The organism is Rathayibacter sp. VKM Ac-2801 (assembly GCF_009834245.1).
GTDB lineage: Bacteria > Actinomycetota > Actinomycetes > Actinomycetales > Microbacteriaceae > Rathayibacter.
This window is the reverse complement of record NZ_CP047183.1, coordinates 2,841,823-2,860,598: the sequence shown is the minus strand read 5'-3', so window position 1 is coordinate 2,860,598 and position 18,776 is coordinate 2,841,823. Positions and strand designations below refer to the sequence as shown.

Here is an 18,776-nt window from a genome sequence, read left to right as displayed (position 1 = left end):
TGCGTGGCTCCGCACTGCACGGCTCGCGCTGCACGACTGCGCGCGCGAACGCCGAAGGGCGGACACCTCGCGGTGCCCGCCCTTCGGCGTGATCAGCGGCCGGAGCCGGTGAAGGAAATTAGCTGGCCGGGGGGGTCAGCACGGTGTCGATGAGGTACACGGTCGCGTTGGCGGTCTGGACGCCACCGCAGATGACGGACGCGTCGTTGACCTTCAGGTCGTCGCCGGAACCGGTGACGGTGAGGTTCCCACCCTGGACGGTGGCGTGGTCGCCGGCGATCGCGTCAGGGGCGATCTGGCCGGGGACGACGTGGTAGGTCAGGATCGAGGACAGCGTGGCGGCGCCCTCGGGGGTCTTGAGGGAGTCGACGGTCGCGGTGTCGAGCTTGGCGAACGCGTCGTCGACGGGGGCGAAGACGGTGAACTCGCCGCTGTTCAGCGTGTCGACGAGGTTGACGTCGGGGTTGAGGCCACCGGAGACCGCAGCGGTCAGGGTGGTCAGCAGCGGGTTGTTCGACGCGGCGGTCGCGACGGGGTCGAGCGACATGCCCTCGACCGAGCCGGCGCCGTCCGGGACCTGCTCGGCGTAGGCGGCGCAGCCGGGGCCGACGAGGTTCGCGGCCGGGTCCATGGTCGCCATGGGGGTCGAGGAGGCGGAGGCCGAGGAGGTGGCCATCGGGGTCGACATCTCGGTCGCTGCGTCGCTGGCGGCGGTGGTCGAGCCGCTTCCGCTCGAGCAGGCGGTGAGGCCGAGGGCGGCAGTGCCCAGCAGGGCGAATGCGGCGAGGGCGGAACGCTTGGTGGATCGCATGGGATTTCTCCTTCGTGAGACGGCCCCCACTCGATGCGGAGGACCTGTTCTGTGTGGACCGTTTCGCGGCCGTTGTCATGTGTTCGGAGCCCTCCCTGCGGGGGTTTGGATTTCCTTCGGTGATCTAGGTAACGGCTTCGTAACGGCAGGGAAGCGGGACGGCGGGGGGCTGCTCCGCCGGGTCGATTACCCTGGAGACGTCGCGCGCACGCGTCGACGCGACGACGAGAGGACGAGCGAGTGCAGACCCGAGGCGCACGAGTGGCACGCGGCGTCGCCGCCGCTCTCGCCGCGACCGCCACGGCCGCCGCCTCCCACACGTTCGCGGGCGCCGAGACCCCCGCTCCTGCCGTGCTCGCCCTCGCCGCGGCGTTCGCCGTCGTCGTCTGCGTCCTCCTCTCGGGGCGCCGCCTGTCCCTTCCCCGGCTGACGCTCTCCGTGCTCCTCAGCCAGATCGCGTACCACGGCCTCTTCCTCGTCACGGGCAGCGGCGGGGAGGTGAGCGTGGTCGGCACGACGGGCACCGGCGCGCACTTCCACGACGGATCGACCATCGAGCTGATCGCCGGCGGAGGCGGGCACGCCGCCCACGCGCCGCTGATGCTCGTCGCCCACCTCGCTGCGGCGGCCTTCACGATCGCGGCGTTCCGGCACGGCGAGCTCCTCTTCTGGACGCTGGGGGCCGGTCTGCAGCGCGTCGTCGTGCGGATCGTCGCCCGCGCGTCCGCCGTCGCGCTCCCGGCGACCCCGGGCGTCTCGATGACCGGCACCCCCGAGCCACGGGCGCCCCGTTCCTTCGACGCGGTCCTCTCGATCCTCCGGCACCGCGGTCCGCCCCTGCGGGTCCTCCGCGCCGCCTGACGCCCTCCCGTGCGGGAGCGGCTCCGGTCGGCGCCTCCGCACGCACCGCGAACCCGCGCTGCGTCCTGAACTCCCGGCCTCGCGCCGGATCTCCCCCGAGGACACGACCGTCATGACCCGCTCTTCTTCTTCTTCTTCCTCCTCCTCCTTCTCGCGGCTCCGTCTCGCCGGCAGCGGCGCACTCGTCGCCGCCGGATCGATCGCGCTCGCTCTCGCCGCGCCCACGGCGGCCAGCGCGCACGTGACCGCCGCGGCGAGCAGCACCGCCGCCGGCTCCTACACGGTGGTGACGTTCTCGCTGGCCCACGGCTGCGAGGGCTCGCCGACGACGGGACTCACGATCACGATGCCCGACGGCATCAACTCGGTCAGCCCGACGATCAACCCGAACTGGGACGTCGTGAAGAACGAGGTCGCGATCGCGGACCCGGTCACCGACTCCCACGGGAACACGGCGACGCAGCGCGTCTCGGACGTGGTCTACACGGCGAAGACGCCCCTCGCCGACGGCTATCGCGACACCGTCGCCCTCCAGCTGCAGCTCCCCGAGGACGCGGCGGGCTCCACGCTGGAGTTCCCCGTGCTCCAGACGTGCGAGACCGGCAGCACCGCCTGGGACCAGCCGACCGTCGAGGGCCAGGACGAGCCCGAGCTGCCCGCTCCCACCGTCGCCGTGACCGCCGCGGACGCGGGGTCCGGCCACGGGGGAGGACACGACGACGACGGCGACGGTGACGACGCGGTCGCGACCACCGCCTCGGCGACGACGGCCACGAGCAGCGACGACGTGCTCGCCCGCATCCTCGGAGTCGGCGGGCTCGTCGTCGGCGCGGTCGGCGTGGCCGTCGGGCTAGCCTCCCGCCGCCGCGGACCCAAGGCGTCGGCGTGACCCGTCGGAGGGTCCTGGTCGCCGCGACCGCGATCGGGCTGCTCGGCTCGATCGCGGTGGCGGCGCCCGCCAGCGCGCACAACTACCTCGTCTCGACGACTCCCGCGGCGGACTCGACGGTGACGGAGCAGCCGGGAACGCTGGTGCTGACGACGAACGACGACCTGCTCGTCCTCGGGACGGACGGGACGGCGGCGGCTCTGCGCGTCGTCGGGCCGGACGGGCTCTACTACGGCGACGGCTGCGTCAGCGTCGTCGGGCCGGAAGCGTCGATGCCGCTCCAGCTCGGCGCGGCGGGGGAGTACGAGGTGACCTGGCAGGTCGTGTCCACCGACGGGCACCCTGTGTCCGGCCAGTACGCGTTCGACTGGGCGCCGGCCGACGGGACCGCGCTCGCCGAGGGGTCGGACTCGGTCCCGGACTGCAACGGCACCGTCGCCGTCTCGGGAGGACGGGCAGAGTCCGCCGACGAGGCGCAGGCGGCGTCCGGATCGGACCCGGCACTTCTCGGGGACGTGCTGTGGATCGGCGGCGCTCTCGTCGCGGTCGCCGCCGCCATCGGAGTGACGCTCCTCGTGCTGCGGCGGCGACCCCGCGACTGAGGCTCGTGAGCCTCCTGGGCAGGCGGCTGGTCAGTTCAGGAGGCTCGCGAGGGGTCCTTCGCCGAGACCGGAGAGGACGGCCGCCGCGTCCTCGTAGACGGCGACGGCTCCGGCTTCGCGGAGTTCGTGCTCCGAGGTGCCGCCGGAGAGGACTCCGACCGTCGCGAGGCCCGCGCGCTCGGCGGCCAGGACGTCCCACGTCGCGTCGCCGACCATGAGGGCGCGATCGGCGGAGACGCCCGCGCGCTCGAGGGCGATCGCGATCAGGTCAGGGGCGGGCTTCGCGGTGGCGACGTCTTCACCGCTGGTGACAGCGTGGACCGATCCGCCGAAGTCGAGGACGTCGAGAAGCACATCGAGCTCGTTCTGCGGCGCCGAGGTGGCGAGGACGACGCGGACGCCTCGACCGACGAGCGTCGCGACGAGCTCGCGAGCCCCCGGCAGAGGAACGATGCGTGCCGTCGTCTCGGCGTAGTTCTTCGTGTGCAGCGACTTCACCAGCGCACGCTGCTCCTCCTTCACCTCGTCGTCGAGGAGCATGTCGAGCAGCTCCGACGAGTCGGCGCCGATCGCGCGCTGGATGCGCCAGGCGGGGACGACGAGGTCGGCCTGCCAGAAGGCGCGCGACCACGCCTCGACGTGGAGGAAGTTCGTGTCGGCGAGGGTCCCGTCGATGTCGAAGAGGACCGCGGCGGGTGCGACGGGGGTGTCGTTGTCGGCTGTCATCAGCCGAACAGTACGCGCCGGGCGCGGCGCCCGTACCCCCCTTGACGCAGGCCGTCGACGACGTCAGGAAGCTGTCACGTCCGGAAGCTGCCGCGGCCCCTCCGGACGCCGTTCCCCCGCCGTTCCGGGCCGGCGGCGGGCTCTCGATGGCAGCAGAGGGCATGCCCGGAAGCTGACGTTGTGGCCCCCTCGAGGGTCGGCGAGTCTCGATCCACAGGCCGACGAGGATCCCTTCCTCTCCGGCACGGACCACCGGAACGAGGGACAGCCCATGTCGAAGACCCGCCAGCTCCTGATCACTGCCGCCGTGGCGGTGGGACTCGCGACCGCCGCCGCCGGACCGGCCTCGGCGGATCCGCTCAGCGCCGCGACCCTGCAGCAGGTGCAGGACGTGCAGGACACGCAGCACGTGCAGCAGCTCGAGCGGATCGTCGAGCGCGTCGCCCCCGGCGTCGTCCGTCCGCAGATCTGGGACTGGTGAGCCGCAGGCCCCGCCCCTCCGACCCGCGACCCTCCGACACAGAACGAAGGAAGAGCATGAGCATCCTGCAACGACCGGCAGCCGCACCGCAGAGGGCGGGCCGCTCCTCCGACGGCGACGTCGTCGTCGTCGAGGGTCTGGTGAAGACGTACGGCGAGTTCCGTGCGGTCGCAGGCCTCGACCTCCGGGTCGGTCGCGGCGAGGTCTTCGGCCTCCTCGGTCCCAACGGTGCCGGCAAGACCACCACGATCGACCTGCTGGTGGGGCTGCGTCGTCCGAGCGGCGGCTCCGTCCGCATCCTGGGTCTCGATCCTGCGGCCGACCGGGCCGCCCTCACCGCCCGCGTCGCCGTGCAGCCGCAGGAGGCGAGCCTCTACGACACTCTGAGCGTCGCCGAGACGCTGCGCCTGTTCGCCTCGCTGCACACCGCACCGCGGCCGGTCGCCGAGATCGCCGAGCGTATCGGCCTGGCCGACCAGGCCGGGGTGCGCGTGAAGCGGCTCTCGGGCGGCCAGCGCCGGCGCCTCCTGCTCGGCGTCGCCCTGATCGGCGATCCTGAGCTGGTGGTGCTCGACGAGCCCTCGGCCGGTCTGGATCCGGCAGCGCGTCAGAGTCTCTGGGGCCTGATCGCCTCGCTCCGCGAACGGGGCACCACGGTCGTCGTCACCACGCACCACATGGACGAGGCGAGCGTGCTCTGCGACCGCGTCGCGATCGTCGTCGACGGCGCGATCGTCGCAGTCGGCGCCCCCGAGGAGCTGGTGCGCCAGCGCTCCGCGCATCGCCGGGTGTCGTTCACGCTCCCGCTCGAGGCCGCTCCCGACGCGCTGCTGGCTCATCCGGGGGTCGTGTCGCTCGAGACCTCGCCCGGCGCCGACGAGCAGCGCGTGGAGGTCGTCACCAGCGACTCCGACGATCTGATCGCCCACCTGACCACCGCCGGCTGGCGGCCCCGCGACCTGACCGTCGCGACCCGGACACTCGAGGACGTGTTCCTCGCACTCGCCGAGACGAGCGACTACGAGTCCCGCTCCCGCGGGACGAAGCGGAAGGGACGGAAGAACCGATGACCGCCACTCTCGAGGCCCCGCCGCGCTCCGCGCTGGCCGAGCTGAGCCTGACCAACGCGCGCGAGCTGCTCCGCGACGGGAAGACGATGTTCTTCCTCCTGTTCTTCCCGCTGTTCTTCCTGGGGCTGTTCTGGTTCCTGGCGAACACGATCGATGCGGAGTCGCCCCGGCCCGTGGTGACGGTCGCGGAGTCGGCCGGCAGCGCCGCGCTCGTCGACCGGCTCGAGGCCGACGGCTTCACCGCGACCGAGGCGGCTCCGGGCACGACCGCTCCGGGGTCGACGGCGATCGTCACCGTGCAGGAGGGCGGCGCGACCGTGCTGCTCGACGCGCAGGAGAAGCCGCAGTGGCGCGGCCTGGTCGACAGCGTCGCCGCCGAGGGGATCGCGCGGACGAGCATCTCGGCGGGCTACAGCGACGGCACGGCGGTCTTCGATCCACTGCGCAACAGCCTCGCCTCGATCGTGATGGTCTCCTTCCTCACCCTCGCTCTGCTCGGCACCGCCGTGCCCGTCGTGGGTCTGCGCGGCAAGGGCACTCTGCGCCTGCTCGGCACCACTCCGCTGCGGCGCTCGACGTTCATCCTGTCTCAGTCGCCGGCCCGGTTCCTGCTCGGAGTGGCGCAGCTGGCTCTCGTGATCGCGGTCACCGCGGTGCTGGGCTACCTCAGCCCGGCCGCCGTGCCCCGGCTGATCGTGACGGCCCTGATCGGCCTGACCATGCTCTTCGCGATCGGCTACCTGATCGGCTCGCGGGCCTCGAACTCGGAGGCGACCACCACCGTGGTCTCGCTGCTGATCCCCGTGGCGCTGATGCTCTCCGGGTCCGTCATCCCGCTCAGCGTGTTCCCTCCCGAGGTTCAGGCGGTCGTCTCCTGGCTGCCGACGACGGTGCTCGCGAACGCCCTCTCGGTCGATCTGGTCGGAGCGGCGGACGCTGTGGACATCGGGGTCGCCTGGGGCGTCATGGCCGCGGTCGCGGCGCTCGCCGCAGCACTGGCGACCGTGCTCTTCCGCTGGGACCAGGGGGAGAAGCGATGACCGGCGCGCAGCACGACCTCGGCCGTCTCGCCGATCTCGACCGCCTCGTCGGCCCGCTCGGAGTCGTCCACGGCGTCGACCGGCTGCCCAACCAGCCCGGTGAGCCCGGCTTCCCGATCTACGTCGCGCAGATCGGCGACCTCTCGCCCGTCTCGCCGAACGTCCGGGAATCGACCCGCGGAGGCTCCACTCGCGGCGGGATCGACGGCGCCGGCGGCGCCCTCGACCCCGAGAAGGCCTCCCGCCTCTGCCTCGCCGAGGCGATCGAGCGCTACGCCTCGTGCTTCGTCCCCGAGGACCAGCTGATCTGGGCCACCTCGGACGAGCTCGGCGACGAGGGCATCGACCTGCGCCGCTTCCCGCAGTGCTCGGAGGCGGAGCTCGCCCACCCGCGCTCGATCCACGCCCCGGTCGACACGACCGCGCCCCTCCGCTGGACGCGCGGCTGGTCGCTGACCCGTTCGCGGCCCGTGTACGTCCCGGCCGTCTCCACCTGGCTGCACATCCCGGCCCGGACGCCGGCCGAGCGCTTCACGATGCCGATCTCGACCGGATGCGCGACCCACACGTCGCTCGCCCAGGCCGTGATCAACGGGCTCAGCGAGGTCATCGAGCGCGACTCGATCGCCCTCACCTGGCTGCAGCGGCTCCCGTGGCCGCAGCTCGACATCGACGTCGACGACGAGCGCCTCGCGCCGTTCCTCGAGCGCTACCGCACCAGTCACGTGCAGACCCGCTTCTACGACGCGACGACCGACGTCGGCGTGCCGACCTTCTACTCCGTCGACGTCACCCCCGAGAACGAGGTGCTCGGCCAGCTCGTGATGTGCAACACCTCGCTCGACCCGGTCGACTCGGTCGCCAAGATGCTCCGGGAGTCCGCATCGTCGCGCATCGCCATGCAGGCCTCGCGCGGCCGGCCCGACGACGTCGCCGACTTCACGTCGGTGTTCCACGGGGCCAGCTACATGGGCGAGCCGCAGCGGATCCGCGACTACGACTTCCTGCTCACCTCGACTGCGACCCGCCGGCTGTCCGAGATCCCGTCGCAGCTCCGCGGCGACCCCGAGACCGAGCTGCACGGCATGGTCGAGCGTCTCGACGCCATCGGCGCCGAGGTGGTCGTGGTCGAGATCACGACCGAGGAGGCGCGGGCAGCCGGCTTCCGCGTGGTCCGGGTGATCGTGCCCGAGCTGATGCCGCTCTCGTTCGTGCACACCGGCCGCTACCTCGCCCACCCCCGCCTCTACGAGGCCCCCGTCGCGATGGGATATCCCGCCGCCGACGAGGCCGGCCTCAACCCGCTCCCGCAGCCGTTCGCCTGACCCGGCCCGGCAGATCAAGGACGACATCATGAGAGTTCACCTCCTCGCCTCGGGCGATGCGGCCGAGGCCGTCGCGGACCGCCTCACTGCGGTGCTGCGCGCCGCGGGCGACGTCACCGCGGCCGACCGGGTCACCCCCGACCGCGGCCTCGACCCCTCCTACTGGCCGCACCCCGATCTGCGGATCGCTCTCGCCTGGCGCGAGTCGGCAGCGCTCTTCGAGGCCGTCGACCGCTCCTCCGTCGAGACGGGTGTGCCCACCACCCAGGCCGTCCTCGTCCACCCCCGGCTCCGGGTCGGTCCGACCCTCGTGCCGGGCGGCTCGGGCGGCCCGTCCGCCACGATCGGCGGCTGCCAGCGCTGCCTCGAGCGGCGCCAGCGGCAGCACGACGGCGGTCTCGAACGAGCGGAGGCACTGTGGCGCCACTACGCCGCCGATCCGTCCGCGGGCCCCGCCGGGCACCTTCCGCAGCACGTCTCGGTCGCCGTCGCTCTGCTCGCCGGCATCGCGACAGCCGTGCGGGAGGGGCGCATCGCCGAGGAGCGCAACGTCGTGCGCACGGTGCACCTGCTGAACGGCACCACCCACCGCACCGAGCTGATCCCTGTGCACGGCTGCGAGCGCTGCGGAGTGCCCCGCCCCGACTCGACCTGGTCGGCGCTGTCGACCGAGCTCGCCGCCCTCGGCGCGACCGACCGGAGGAGTGCCCACCATGTCTGAATCCGGAGTTCTCGGGGCCGAGGCGATGGGCGTCGCCGCGCTGACCGATCCGCAGTTCCGCCTCCCGCGGCGCCCGCGGCTGGCCCCCGGCCTGGTCGTCGTCCCCGGCGACGACGGCGTGCTCGTCGAGGGAGGGCCGACCCGGCAGCTGCTCGGCGGGCGCGCGGCCGGCGCCGTGCTCGGCGCTCTGCTGCCGCTGCTCGACGGCTCCCGTTCGATCGAGGAGCTCGCCGCGGAGACCGGGCGGGCGCTGCGGGCGACCCACTCGGCCGTCGCTCTGCTCTACGCCAGCGGACTGCTCGAGGACGCCCAGGGCGCCCCCGACGTCACCGGCGCGGACCCCGCCGCCCTGGCCTTCTACTCCCGCTCGATCGATTCGACCCGGGTGAACGCCTCCGGCGCCGAGGCTGTGCAGCGGCTGCGGACCAGCCGGGTGCTCGTCGCCGCCGGACCGACCTCGTCCGGCCTCGCCGAGGAGCTGACCGCGGAGCTGCGACTCACCGAGATCGGCGAGGTCCGACTCGTCGAGCCGGGCACCGCCTCCGTCGGTGGTCGGACTCTGCTGATCCTCGTCGGCGACTCCGCATCGCTGCGCAGAGACGCCGAGCGCGCCGCGGCCGCCGGCGTGGGCGTGCTGCCGGTCCGGCTGCGCGGGCGCCGGCTGTACTACGGGCCCTACGTCGATCCCTCCTACACCGCTCGGTTCGACGACATCGCCGACCAGATCGCGGCGGAGACCCACGACGACCCGAGCGCCCTGGACCACCCGCTGGCCGCCGCTCTCGTCGCCGGTGACGTCGCCGCCCTGCTCTCGCGAGTCGGGACGCCGCTGTCGCAGCAGTCTCTCGTGCGGCTCGACCTCGAGACCCTGGTGCAGGACCGGCTGGTGGCGGTGCCGTCGACACCCGACGGGATCCCGCTCGCCTACGCCTTCGAGGCGTCGACTGCGTTCCCGCCGCGCGCCCTCGCCTCGCCGAAGGACCACCAGGTCCACTACAAGCAGTCGAACATCGTGCTGCAGCGCGACTCCAAGCGCTGGCCGAGCGCGCGCACCGTGGCGCTGGCCGATCGCGAGACCGAGGGGTCCGCGCTGACCGCCGGAGTCCTCGCCGACCTCGTGATCCGCACCGCAGGCAACCGCGAGAGCGGCACCCCGCGAGAGGGCAAGGTGCACCGCTGGGCCGCCTCCGGGGGCAACCTCGGCTCGGTGCAGGCCACCGTGCTCGCCCGGAGAGTGGCGGGGCTGCCGGCGGGCGTCTACGGCTACCAGCGCGGGGACGACACCTGGGCCGAACTGCCCTGGGCCGACCCCGACGCCCGCATCGCCGGAGTCGATCCCGACGCCGACGCCGTGCTGGTGCTCACCGGTGCGCTCGGACGGGTGGCGTCGAAGTACGCCGCCTTCGCCTGGCGCATCGTCCACCTCGATGCGGGGGTCGCTGTGACCCACGCACGACTCCTGGCGGCGCAGCACGGACTGCGTGCCGACGCGGCTCCCGCCTGGGACGACGCCGCGATCGGCCGCCTCCTCGGCATCGACCTCGACGCCGAGCCGGTGACGGCCGTCGTGTCGCTGCACGGGGCCGCCGCATCCACCACGACCGGAGGTACCGCGCGATGACCACGATCCCGACGCCGATGAGGGGGCTCCGCGCCCAGCACGAGCTGATCGGCGAGCTCCAGCAGAGCGTGCGGCTCTCGCCCGCCGCCCTCGCCACCCGCCCGTCGCCTGCGGCGCCCCGCCGCCCGCGAGTGCAGGGGGTGCGGCCGACCAGCCTGCCGACCGTTCCCGTCAGCCGGGACGCGTCCCCGCGCCTCCACAGCCTCGACGCGGTGCTCGAGCATCGCGAGTCGGTGCGGTTCTACCGCGAGCAGTGGGTCGATGCCGAGGCCGTCGCGCAGATCGTGCGGGCGGGGCACCTGGCCGATGCGTCCACCTGGCCGGGCGAGGCGGAGGCGGGACTCGGCATCGAGCTGCTCGTCGCCGCGCGGCGCATGACCGGCTCGTCGCCCGCGATCCTCCGGCTCGAGGGCGACGAGTTCGTGCCGCTCGCCGAGCTCGACGAGGAGAGCGCCGACGACCTGGTGCTGCAGATCGAGTACGCCTGGTCGCCCGTCATCCTCATCGCGATCGCGCCGCTCGCCGATGCGCTCGAGCGCTGGGGCGACCACGGCGAGCGCTTCGTCAACACGCGCGCCGCCGCGGCCGTCACGGCGGCGCTGCACGAGGCCGCGGGACTCGGGCTCGCCGGCAGCCCCTTCGCGGGCTTCCTCACCTCTGGACTTCGTCGACTCCTCGATGTCGACGGCTACGCGAACGCCCAGCTGTTCGCCGCCTCCCTCGGCCACCCGGCCGTGGAGGGCGACATCGTCACCACCACCACCAACGGAAGGACCGCATCATGACCGCTCTCCCCGCCTCCTCGTCCCCGGACGACGACCTGTTCTCGGTCGACATCGAGGCCCTCGATGTCGCTGAGCTGCCGGGCGACGCCGCCCTGGCGTCGCTGAGCTCGGGCTCGACGGTCGGCTCGGCCTCGTGCCCCGCCTCGTCGGCCTCGACCCTCGGCACCGTCGGCTGCTTCGGCTGAGCCGCGCCGGCACTCCTCCTCACCCACTCCTCCCACGACGAAAGGACCACTCCCATGGACGACCTCACCTCACAGGACCTCGACGGCGACTTCGGCGTCGACGAGCTCGACGCTCAGACCGCTCTGGGCACCTGGGGCTCCGCCGGCACGTTCAGCTCGGCCTCCTGCCCCGCCTCGACGGCGAGCTCGGGCGGATCCGCCTCCTCGTTCGGCTGATCGCCGACATCCGCACCACCCACCGCATCACCCTTCGAAAGGACACACCATGACTCAGAACGCCAGCGAGAACCAGGACCTCTTCGCCGACGACCTCCTCGCGCACGACCTCTCCGTCGAGGAGCTCGACAACCAGGTGGCGGCCGGTTTCACCACCGCGGGCTCGTTCGCGACCGGCGGCTCGGCGTCCTGCCCGGCCTCCTCGGCCTCGACCGGCAGCTCCTTCTCGAGCGCCGGCGACTGACCCGTCGTGCCGCCCGCTCCACCGTGGGCGGCACGACCCCCCCTCACCCTCTCCACCCTCCCCTCAGCATCCGTTCGAAACGAGGAACAGCGTGAGCACCACGACCACTGCCCGCGGCACCGCCTCCGCACAGGAGGACGCGCCCGTGGACTGGTTCCGCGACAGCCGCCCGCGTCTGCGCGCCGACGCGGAGCTTCTCGCCGGCCTCGACGACAAGCCCCTCCTGCACATCGGGGCGTCAGGCCGCTACATCGCGATCGGCCGCGAGGTCGTCCCCCTCCTGCCGCTGTTCGACGGCAGTGCCGCCGGGTCCGAACTCGTCGAGCGGATCCGCGGCGAGCGCGACGCGGACCAGGTCGCCGATCGCCTCGCCCGCCTCGCCCACGGCCTGCGCCAGGCCGGCGCCCTCGACGAGCCGCCTGCCCGCGTCGGAGGCCGCCGCGGCATCGCTCGGTTCATGCGCCGCGAGCACCTGCTGCGCCTGCCGCTGACGCGCAGCGTCGACCGAGCGCTCGAACCGCTGATCGCACCACTGCGCTCCGTGCCGGGGTCGCACCTGGTCGCGCTGTGGGCGGCCCTCGCCGCGATCGGCGCCGTGCTCGGCGTCCTCGCCCTGGCGACCGCCGGTGCCGACTGGCGCCCACCCGCCCACCTCTGGCTCGTCTATCCGCTGCTCTTCGCGCAGATCGCCGCGCACGAGCTCGCGCACGCGCTGGTCTGCCAGTACCTGCGCGTTCCCGTCCGCGAGGCGGGGATCGGGCTGATGCTCTACGTCATGCCGGTGGGCTACGTGGATCGCACCGACGCCTACCGGGTCCCGGACCGGCGATCCCGGGCCTTCCTCTCGCTCGCCGGCCCGGTCAACGACCAGCTCTGGTTCGGAGTCACGGCCGTCGTCGCGCTGACCGTGCCCGGCGAGGTCGGCGATCTCGCGTTCGTGCTGCTGGTCTTCCAGGCGTTCCTCACCGTCATGAACCTGAACCCGGTCACCCCGTCCGACGGGTACCACGCCGTCTCGGCGCTCGTCGGAGAGGTGAACGTCCGCGGCCAGGCCCTCTCCTTCCTCACCCACCGGCTCCTGCGCCTCCCGCTGCCGCAGGGAGTCGCCGCGCTGTCCGCCCGCCGCCGCCGATTCTTCATCGGCTACGCCCTCGCCTGCCTCGCTTTCCTCGTGCTTCTGGTCGCGGGGGTCGCCCGCACCGTCATCGGACTCGTGGAGGTCCTCTCATGAGCATCACCGTCACCGCACTGCGCACGCCCGTCCAGCGCCTCCGTCTCGATCGGGTCGCGGGCCTCGACGCCGAGCGGCTGCCCCAGGCGCCCGAAGGCGCCGACGAGCTCGCCGCCCGCCTCGACGACCTCGAGGCGCGGCTCCCGGTTCTGGGCGTGGCGGCCAGCGGCGCTCTGCACCGCCTCGTCCCGCTCCTCGACGACGACCGGACCCTCCGCCGCGCCGTGCTGGCCTTGCGCCGCCGCACCCGCTCGGCGACTCCGCCCGCCCTCGACCCCGCCCTGCTCGCCGCGATCGGGATCGCGCTGGCGGAGCGTCCCTCCGATGCGGAGGCGGTCACCGCCTGGGCGGAGGCGGCCGGCCTGCGCGCTGTGCTCGGCGAGCACCATCGCGACGCCGTCGAACTCGGGACCGCGAGAGCCACAGCCGCGCTCACGGCCCTGCGCGACGACCCCCAGGTGATCGGCGCCATCGCCGACGCCAGCCCGGACTTCGCCGCCGCTCCCGGCCGTGCCGCCCTCGATCCCGGACGCCACGCCGCCAGGAGCCTGCTCTCGTACGCCACCCGCGCCGCCTGCAAGACCAGCCCGTTCGGCACCCTCACCACGGTCGCGCTCGCCGACGCGCCCGCACCCTCCGCCCCGGCCGCCGCGGTCACCCGCGCCTACGCCGCGGCGTGGCTCGACGTGCTCGCCCGCGACGAGACCGCCGTCGCCGCCCTCGAGATCGAGCCGCTGCCCACCGGCGGTCTCGACCCGGTGCGCGAGCCCGTCGCCGTCGCGGAGCTGATCGAGACCCCCGACTTCGTCTGGCGCAGCACCCTGCGGGTGGCCCTCCGCGAGACCGGCGCGGTGCTCGAGGCGCTCCAACGCGGGGGACGCAGACCGCTCGGACGCCTCCTCGACGAGCTCGGAGGGAGCGATCCGTTCGCCGCCTACCTCCGCATGCTCGACGCGGGGCTCCTGCGCGTCGTCGCGCCCTGGGGCTACGCCGAGCGCCACCCCCTCGACGTGCTCGCCGCGAGGCTGGACGCCTCGATCCCCGAGCATCCCGCCGCAGCCCTGCTCGCCGAGCTCGCCGCCGACGCGCGCGCCGTCACCGCCCTGACCGGGGTCGAGCGCGGCCGCCGTCGAGCGGCGCTGCGCGACCGGGCCGAGCGTGCTCTCGCCGATCGCGGCGTGAGCGCGGGGCGCCGCCGCTTCGAGGTCTACGTCGACGCGGCTCCGTCGGTCGCCGTCGCCGGCCCCGCGCCCGACCTCGAGGACGAGTTCGAGCGCTTCGCCGGCTCCGTGGCCCGGCGCACGACCCGCTCGTCCGCGTACCGGGCGCTCGTCGCCGCGGTCGTCGAGCGCTGCGGAGTCGGCGGCACGATCGAGGACCCGTGGCGCTGGCTGCTCGCCGCGAGCGCTGATGAAGCACTCCGCGCGGCGCTCGCGGGACCGGGAGCCGACGCGTCGGGGATCGAGGTGCCGGAGCCTCCGCTCGGCCGGTCGATGCCGACCGCCACCGCCGCCGTCGCCGTGCAGGTCGTGCACGGGGGCACGCCGCTGCTCGTGGTCAACCAGCTCCTGGGCGGCCAGGGGGGACTCGTCAGCCGTCTCGGCGCGCTGCACGCCGGTCTCCGACCCCTGCTCGCCGATCGCGCCCGCCGTCTCGCGCGGGGCGGGCTCGCCGTCGAGTTCGTGCCCTCGTGGGAGATCAACGGCATGCAGTCCGCCGCTGCGGGCACGCTGCCGCGGTTGTCGTTGCCGGTCGAGGCTCCGGTGACGGAGGACCGGACCGCCGCGGTCGAGTTCGCGGGGCTCCGCCTGCACCACGATCCGGCCACCGAGTCGATCGAGCTGCTGACCGCTGACGGCACGCCCGTCGTGCCCTTCTACCTCGGACTGGTGCCGTCGCACCTGCTCAGCGGGCCGGAGCGGATCCTCGCCCTCCTCGCCGACCCGTGGCGGCTGCCGCGCCTCGGGTCGCCCGCGTTCGCGGTCCTCGCCGACGCAGATCGGGTCGTGTCGCGCCCACGGCGCACCACCGGGAGGATCGTCACCCGTCGCGCGCTCTGGACCGTACCCGCCTCCCAGCTCCCCGCCGGTCTGCTGGCCGGCGGTCAGCCGTCCGGATCCGGCGGCGATGTCGAGATGCTCCGCTCCGTCGGACGCTGGCGGCGCGAGCACGGACTGCCGCCGCTGGTGTTCGCACGCCTCGTCAGGGCGCGCATCGCGCTGGATCCGGTGGGCCGCAAGCCCGTCGCGATCGATCTGCGCAGCCCGCACTCGCTCCGGCTGCTCGAGACGATGCTCGCCGAGGCCCGTCGACGCGACGACCTGCGCGGCGTCGAGTTCACGGAGGCGCTGCCCGCGCCCTCGGAGTACGCGCGCGCCTCCGACGGCTCCCTTCGCGCCGTCGAGCACGTCGTGCTGCTCGGAGGTGAGGACCGGTGATGCTCCTCGGGGCCGCGCCGCGGCCGGTCGAGCTCGCCGATGCCCCGCAGTGGTGGTACGCGTGCCTGTACACCGGAGGAGTGGACGCGACCGACGATGTGGTCGCGGGGCTCCTGCCGCCCGTGCTCGCCGAGGTGCGAGCGCTCGGCGCGAGCCGCTGGTTCTTCCTCCGCTACGTCGATCGCAGCGGGCCGCACCTGCGCCTGCGCGTCTTCGGACCGGGGGCGAGCCTCGACCGCCTCGTGCGCAGCGTCGACGACCTCGGCGCGCACCTCGAACTGATCACGACCGCGCCCCGAGCGCGGCGGATCGAGCTCGTGCCCGGAGCGGGCGCCGCCCTCCTCGCGGGTGCCGGCGACGCGGTCGGGGTGCGGCCCGCGGTCTACGAGCCCGAGATCGACAAGTACGGCGGTCTCGACGGCGTCGAGCTGGCGGAGCGACTGTTCGAGTTCTCGTCGGAGCTCGCACTCTGGGGCGTCTCCGAGCACGAGAAGGGCGGTGCGCGCGATGCGCTCGCGGCGCTCCTGCTCGCCGATGCGGCCGGTGCGCTCCTGCACGGCGCCCGGGCGGAGCGATGGCCCGCGCGGCGGGCCGTCTCCTGGTCGCGCTTCTGGCACATCCACTCGCGATGGTGGACGGGAGCCGTCCTCGGCGACGAGACGCTGCGCGTCGCACTGGAGGCGCGGGCCGCCGGGCACCGGGACGCCGTCGGCGAGCGCCTACGGCGCACGGCGGCCCTGCCCGGGGTGCAGGCGTGGCGCCGCCGCTGGTTCCGCGCGATCGACGACCACCTCGCCGCGGCCGGGAGGATGGAGGTGCCGCGCTCCCCGCAGCACCTCGTGTTCCACCAGAACCACATGCTGATGAACCGGCTCGGGTACCTCCCGCGCGAGGAGGCCCTGCTCGGGATCCACGCGCGGGACTGGACGGCCCTGTCGTCCGCAGATTCCCGACCGTCAACGAAAGGACAGAACCGATGAGCAACTCGGCCACCACCCGCACCCCCGTCGCCGCTCGCACGACCGCCGTCGCGGCCGTCGGAGCCCTCGCCTGGATTGCGCTCGGCGCAGCCCTGCTCGGCGGCCTCGAGGTGATCGGAGTGACGATCGCCCTGGTCCTCGTCGCCGTCGCCGCGACCGCGCTCGCGATCGTCGGCACTGTCCGCGCCCGGCCGGCAGCCGGTCGCGGGCCCCTCGTCGTCGCGCTGACGGCACCCATGATCGCCCTCGCCGCGATGACACCGGTGTTCCGGCTCGGCGGCGCGCTCGTCTTCGGCGTCGTCTCGTTCGTCTTCGCGGTCGAGCTGGCGGTGCTGGCCGTCCTGTCGCTCCGGCGAGGGCGCCGTGCCTGACCGGGAGGAGGCCGACGCGGGCGCTCCGGCCGACGAGGAGCGGTCCGACCCGGAGTCGGCCGACCAGGAGCGGGCCGACCCGGAGTCGCGCCACCCGGAGCCGCGCCACTCGGAGCCGCCCCGTCCGGAGGAGACGCCGCCGGCGCCGCCCCGTCCGGCGCACGCGCTGCCCGTCGAGCGTGCGTGGGCAGACGGCCTGTGGCCGTCGTGACCGGCTCGCCGAGCTCTCACCCGGGATCGGTGAGTAGGATCGGCGGGTCCGTCCGGGGGGAGTAGCCGAGTGCTGAGCGAGCATGCCGTCGAGCTGTATCTGTACGTGTGCGCGCGCTCCGAGTGGACGATCGACGGAGCCTCGATGGATCTCGGCGTGCGGGTCCGCGAGCTCGGCGAGGCACGGGACGAACTCGTCGCGCGGCGGCTCCTCACCCCGCTGCACGAGGGAGGCGGGGCGCTGTCGGCGACCGCGCCCGATGTCGCCCTCGCCGGCCTGGTCGACGAGGACGAGCGCCGCATCCACGATCTGCGGGCCGCAGTGGCGAAGCAGCGCAGCGAGCTGATGGCCCTCCTGCCCGCGTACCGCGAGGCCCGTGACGCCGTGGCGAGCGTCTCGCAGGTCGAGGTGGTCGAGGACCCGGTGACGGTCATGCGCCTCCTGATCGACGTGGGCCGGCGCGTGTCCCGCGAGGTGCTCATCGTCCAGCCGGGAAGCGGAGCGAGCGTCGAGCGGCACGAGGAGAGCAACGAGAAGGACCGGGCACTCCTCGCGCAGGGCGTCTCGCGTCGCACGATGTACCACGATCGCCGCCGCGACCACCTGCCGACTCAGCGCACCGTCGCCGAGTTGGAGCCCCTGGGAGCGCAGTTCCGCACGCTGCCGCTCGTGCCGTTCCGCCTCCTGGTCTTCGACCGCACCCTCGCCCTCGTCTCCCGCCAGCGGGACGAGGACGACCGCGCCGCACTTGTGATCCGCTCTCCTGATGTGATCTCGGCCTTCGTGCACGTGTTCGATGCGGCGTGGGAGTTCGCCGCGCCGTTCCGCGCGGACGCCCCTCCGGCCGGCGACGCGGGGCTGTCGGCCGTCCAGTCCGCGATCCTCTCCGGACTCACCGCGGGACTCACCGACGAGGTCATCGCCAGCCGGCTCGACATCAGTGTCCGCACCTGTCGTCGCCACATCGCCGGCCTGTTCGAGCTGCTCGGCGCCGACAGCCGCTTCCAGGCGGGGGTCCTCGCCGTCCAGCGCGGCTGGCTGCCTCCCCGCGCCGTCACCGCTCCGAGGACGAGCGCCCTCCGCCTGCCCTGAACGGCGCCGCCGGAGCGGCGTCGCGACCCGCAGCGGGGCGGGTCGCCCCCCGCGTCCCCACCGCGGCAGCGGACCGCTCGGCTCGTCCCGTGCAGCTCCCCGTGCTCCCTCGGCGGGCGCTCCACGACGAGCTCGGTCCCGGAGCCCTCACACTCGCCGCGGCACCGTGAACACCGTCTCCACTCCGGCCGAGTACAGCACCGAGTCCGGCGCGCGCGTCGCCAGCCCGGGGAAGCCCGCTGCGTCGAGCAGTCCGTCGTCGAGCGCCAGCAGCTCCGCGCGGCGCAGCGGCCACGGCCGGTGCAGGTTGCGGCCGTACCAGGTGGAGCCCAGGTGGCGCTCGTGGTAGGCCCAGCGCGCGGTGAGGAACGAGGCGAGCGGGTCCTCGCCGACCGGGTCGCCCGGGCGGACGACGATCCGGGAGCGGGCGGCCGCGTCCACGTGCCGGATCGTGTCGTAGATCACCGCGCCGTGGCGGTGCTCGATGCTCATCCGGGCCCAGCGGTAGGGGAGCCCGAACACCGCCTGCGCCGTGAGCACGGGAAGGAGGTGGGAGGCGTCGAGCGAGACGAAGACGACTCCGCGTCGTCCCTGCTCGTCGACGGAGTAGAGCCGGACGTTCACCTCGGGGAAGGTGCCGAGCCAGGGCACCCGCGGGCCGCCGAGGAAAGCCGTCCGTGAGAGCCGGAACGGGATCAGGCCCACCCAGGAGGAGCCGTCGTGCTCGTCCGGCCTCGTCCCGGCGGGGAGGTGGGGCGCCACCAGGGCGGGGTCGACGCGCCAGTGCAGGAACGTCGCCTCGGTCCAGCGCTGCTTCAGGATGCGCGGTCCGCCGAGCGCGGGCGCGGAACGGGTGACGGTTTCGACGGAGCTCAC

Annotated in this window: 22 protein-coding genes; 19 read left to right on the top strand and 3 right to left on the bottom strand. The window is 73.8% G+C overall.

Annotated elements, in window-relative coordinates; genetic code table 11:
- Nucleotides 1–118: 118 nt before the first annotated feature.
- Nucleotides 119–811 (bottom strand): fasciclin domain-containing protein, encoded by a 693-nt coding sequence (locus tag GSU45_RS13340; RefSeq protein ID WP_159915585.1) that lies wholly within the window; start codon nucleotides 809–811, stop codon nucleotides 119–121.
- A 261-nt stretch (nucleotides 812–1,072) separates the two neighbouring features.
- On the opposite strand from GSU45_RS13340, the gene GSU45_RS13335 reads away from it, so the two are divergent.
- From GSU45_RS13335 to GSU45_RS13325, 3 genes are all read left to right on the top strand, one after another.
- Nucleotides 1,073–1,672, top strand: a complete 600-nt coding sequence (locus tag GSU45_RS13335) for a hypothetical protein (RefSeq protein WP_159915583.1) — start codon at nucleotides 1,073–1,075, stop codon at nucleotides 1,670–1,672.
- A 112-nt stretch (nucleotides 1,673–1,784) separates the two neighbouring features.
- On the top strand, nucleotides 1,785–2,561 hold the full coding sequence (locus GSU45_RS13330; RefSeq protein ID WP_159915581.1) for a YcnI family protein: 777 nt from the start codon (nucleotides 1,785–1,787) through the stop codon (nucleotides 2,559–2,561).
- On the top strand, nucleotides 2,558–3,163 hold the full coding sequence (locus GSU45_RS13325; protein WP_159915579.1) for a copper resistance CopC family protein: 606 nt from the start codon (nucleotides 2,558–2,560) through the stop codon (nucleotides 3,161–3,163). Before GSU45_RS13330 ends, GSU45_RS13325 begins: the two co-directional genes overlap by 4 nt.
- Before the next feature lie 30 nt (nucleotides 3,164–3,193).
- Here GSU45_RS13325 and GSU45_RS13320 read toward each other — a convergent pair whose 3' ends face one another.
- On the bottom strand, nucleotides 3,194–3,889 hold the full coding sequence (locus GSU45_RS13320) for an HAD family hydrolase (protein WP_159915577.1): 696 nt from the start codon (nucleotides 3,887–3,889) through the stop codon (nucleotides 3,194–3,196).
- A 271-nt stretch (nucleotides 3,890–4,160) separates the two neighbouring features.
- Between GSU45_RS13320 and GSU45_RS13315 the strand changes: the two genes are divergently transcribed.
- The 16 genes from GSU45_RS13315 to GSU45_RS13240 all read left to right on the top strand — a co-directional run bounded on the left by GSU45_RS13315 (nucleotide 4,161) and on the right by GSU45_RS13240 (nucleotide 17,900).
- Complete coding sequence (locus tag GSU45_RS13315) at nucleotides 4,161–4,370, top strand: hypothetical protein (protein ID WP_159915575.1); 210 nt, start codon at nucleotides 4,161–4,163, stop codon at nucleotides 4,368–4,370.
- A 56-nt stretch (nucleotides 4,371–4,426) separates the two neighbouring features.
- The gene (locus GSU45_RS13310) at nucleotides 4,427–5,440 is read left to right on the top strand and encodes an ABC transporter ATP-binding protein (RefSeq protein WP_159915573.1); all 1,014 of its coding nucleotides are present in this window, start codon (nucleotides 4,427–4,429) and stop codon (nucleotides 5,438–5,440) included.
- Nucleotides 5,437–6,480 carry an ABC transporter permease gene (locus GSU45_RS13305; protein ID WP_159915571.1) on the top strand — a complete coding sequence of 348 codons (1,044 nt, stop codon included), beginning with the start codon at nucleotides 5,437–5,439 and terminating at the stop codon, nucleotides 6,478–6,480. The genes GSU45_RS13310 and GSU45_RS13305 overlap by 4 nt, the downstream gene beginning before the upstream one ends.
- Nucleotides 6,477–7,805 carry a YcaO-like family protein gene (locus GSU45_RS13300; RefSeq protein WP_159915569.1) on the top strand — a complete coding sequence of 443 codons (1,329 nt, stop codon included), beginning with the start codon at nucleotides 6,477–6,479 and terminating at the stop codon, nucleotides 7,803–7,805. The genes GSU45_RS13305 and GSU45_RS13300 overlap by 4 nt, the downstream gene beginning before the upstream one ends.
- 28 nt (nucleotides 7,806–7,833) lie before the next feature.
- Entirely contained in the window at nucleotides 7,834–8,526 is a 693-nt protein-coding gene (locus GSU45_RS13295) for a hypothetical protein (RefSeq protein ID WP_159915567.1), read from the top strand.
- Entirely contained in the window at nucleotides 8,519–10,147 is a 1,629-nt protein-coding gene (locus GSU45_RS13290) for a hypothetical protein (protein WP_159915565.1), read from the top strand. Before GSU45_RS13295 ends, GSU45_RS13290 begins: the two co-directional genes overlap by 8 nt.
- A complete protein-coding gene (locus GSU45_RS13285; RefSeq protein WP_159915563.1) occupies nucleotides 10,144–10,932 on the top strand; it encodes a nitroreductase family protein in 789 nt (262 codons plus the stop codon). Before GSU45_RS13290 ends, GSU45_RS13285 begins: the two co-directional genes overlap by 4 nt.
- Nucleotides 10,929–11,117 (top strand): thiocillin family RiPP, encoded by a 189-nt coding sequence (locus tag GSU45_RS13280; RefSeq protein WP_159915561.1) that lies wholly within the window; start codon nucleotides 10,929–10,931, stop codon nucleotides 11,115–11,117. The genes GSU45_RS13285 and GSU45_RS13280 overlap by 4 nt, the downstream gene beginning before the upstream one ends.
- A 54-nt stretch (nucleotides 11,118–11,171) precedes the next feature.
- Nucleotides 11,172–11,333 carry a thiocillin family RiPP gene (locus GSU45_RS13275; RefSeq protein WP_104276863.1) on the top strand — a complete coding sequence of 54 codons (162 nt, stop codon included), beginning with the start codon at nucleotides 11,172–11,174 and terminating at the stop codon, nucleotides 11,331–11,333.
- A gap of 49 nt (nucleotides 11,334–11,382) precedes the next feature.
- Nucleotides 11,383–11,577: a thiocillin family RiPP gene (locus GSU45_RS13270; RefSeq protein ID WP_104276864.1), complete on the top strand. Its 195-nt coding sequence runs from the start codon at nucleotides 11,383–11,385 to the stop codon at nucleotides 11,575–11,577.
- A gap of 91 nt (nucleotides 11,578–11,668) precedes the next feature.
- The gene (locus GSU45_RS13265; RefSeq protein WP_159915559.1) at nucleotides 11,669–12,808 is read left to right on the top strand and encodes a M50 family metallopeptidase; all 1,140 of its coding nucleotides are present in this window, start codon (nucleotides 11,669–11,671) and stop codon (nucleotides 12,806–12,808) included.
- The gene (locus GSU45_RS13260) at nucleotides 12,805–15,246 is read left to right on the top strand and encodes a hypothetical protein (protein WP_159915557.1); all 2,442 of its coding nucleotides are present in this window, start codon (nucleotides 12,805–12,807) and stop codon (nucleotides 15,244–15,246) included. Before GSU45_RS13265 ends, GSU45_RS13260 begins: the two co-directional genes overlap by 4 nt.
- Nucleotides 15,246–16,226: a lantibiotic dehydratase C-terminal domain-containing protein gene (locus GSU45_RS13255; protein ID WP_159915555.1), complete on the top strand. Its 981-nt coding sequence runs from the start codon at nucleotides 15,246–15,248 to the stop codon at nucleotides 16,224–16,226. The genes GSU45_RS13260 and GSU45_RS13255 overlap by 1 nt, the downstream gene beginning before the upstream one ends.
- Entirely contained in the window at nucleotides 16,223–16,597 is a 375-nt protein-coding gene (locus tag GSU45_RS13250) for a hypothetical protein (RefSeq protein ID WP_159915553.1), read from the top strand. Before GSU45_RS13255 ends, GSU45_RS13250 begins: the two co-directional genes overlap by 4 nt.
- Entirely contained in the window at nucleotides 16,590–16,808 is a 219-nt protein-coding gene (locus GSU45_RS13245; protein WP_159915551.1) for a hypothetical protein, read from the top strand. The genes GSU45_RS13250 and GSU45_RS13245 overlap by 8 nt, the downstream gene beginning before the upstream one ends.
- Nucleotides 16,809–16,877: 69 nt before the next feature.
- Entirely contained in the window at nucleotides 16,878–17,900 is a 1,023-nt protein-coding gene (locus GSU45_RS13240; RefSeq protein ID WP_159915549.1) for a helix-turn-helix transcriptional regulator, read from the top strand.
- 147 nt (nucleotides 17,901–18,047) lie between these two features.
- On the opposite strand, the gene GSU45_RS13235 is transcribed toward GSU45_RS13240, so the two are convergent.
- Complete coding sequence (locus GSU45_RS13235) at nucleotides 18,048–18,776, bottom strand: DUF2071 domain-containing protein (RefSeq protein WP_159915547.1); 729 nt, start codon at nucleotides 18,774–18,776, stop codon at nucleotides 18,048–18,050.

Excerpts from the sequence above, each read along its gene's own strand:
- GSU45_RS13340 (WP_159915585.1), bottom strand. The coding sequence starts at position 811 with ATGCGATCCACCAAGCGTTCCGCCCTCGCCGCATTCGCCCTGCTGGGC.
- GSU45_RS13330 (WP_159915581.1), top strand. The coding sequence starts at position 1,785 with ATGACCCGCTCTTCTTCTTCTTCTTCCTCCTCCTCCTTCTCGCGGCTC.
- GSU45_RS13320 (WP_159915577.1), bottom strand. The coding sequence starts at position 3,889 with ATGACAGCCGACAACGACACCCCCGTCGCACCCGCCGCGGTCCTCTTC.
- GSU45_RS13315 (WP_159915575.1), top strand. The coding sequence starts at position 4,161 with ATGTCGAAGACCCGCCAGCTCCTGATCACTGCCGCCGTGGCGGTGGGA.
- GSU45_RS13310 (WP_159915573.1), top strand. The coding sequence starts at position 4,427 with ATGAGCATCCTGCAACGACCGGCAGCCGCACCGCAGAGGGCGGGCCGC.
- GSU45_RS13305 (WP_159915571.1), top strand. The coding sequence starts at position 5,437 with ATGACCGCCACTCTCGAGGCCCCGCCGCGCTCCGCGCTGGCCGAGCTG.
- GSU45_RS13300 (WP_159915569.1), top strand. The coding sequence starts at position 6,477 with ATGACCGGCGCGCAGCACGACCTCGGCCGTCTCGCCGATCTCGACCGC.
- GSU45_RS13295 (WP_159915567.1), top strand. The coding sequence starts at position 7,834 with ATGAGAGTTCACCTCCTCGCCTCGGGCGATGCGGCCGAGGCCGTCGCG.
- GSU45_RS13290 (WP_159915565.1), top strand. The coding sequence starts at position 8,519 with ATGTCTGAATCCGGAGTTCTCGGGGCCGAGGCGATGGGCGTCGCCGCG.
- GSU45_RS13285 (WP_159915563.1), top strand. The coding sequence starts at position 10,144 with ATGACCACGATCCCGACGCCGATGAGGGGGCTCCGCGCCCAGCACGAG.
- GSU45_RS13280 (WP_159915561.1), top strand. The coding sequence starts at position 10,929 with ATGACCGCTCTCCCCGCCTCCTCGTCCCCGGACGACGACCTGTTCTCG.
- GSU45_RS13275 (WP_104276863.1), top strand. The coding sequence starts at position 11,172 with ATGGACGACCTCACCTCACAGGACCTCGACGGCGACTTCGGCGTCGAC.
- GSU45_RS13270 (WP_104276864.1), top strand. The coding sequence starts at position 11,383 with ATGACTCAGAACGCCAGCGAGAACCAGGACCTCTTCGCCGACGACCTC.
- GSU45_RS13260 (WP_159915557.1), top strand. The coding sequence starts at position 12,805 with ATGAGCATCACCGTCACCGCACTGCGCACGCCCGTCCAGCGCCTCCGT.
- GSU45_RS13255 (WP_159915555.1), top strand. The coding sequence starts at position 15,246 with ATGCTCCTCGGGGCCGCGCCGCGGCCGGTCGAGCTCGCCGATGCCCCG.
- GSU45_RS13250 (WP_159915553.1), top strand. The coding sequence starts at position 16,223 with ATGAGCAACTCGGCCACCACCCGCACCCCCGTCGCCGCTCGCACGACC.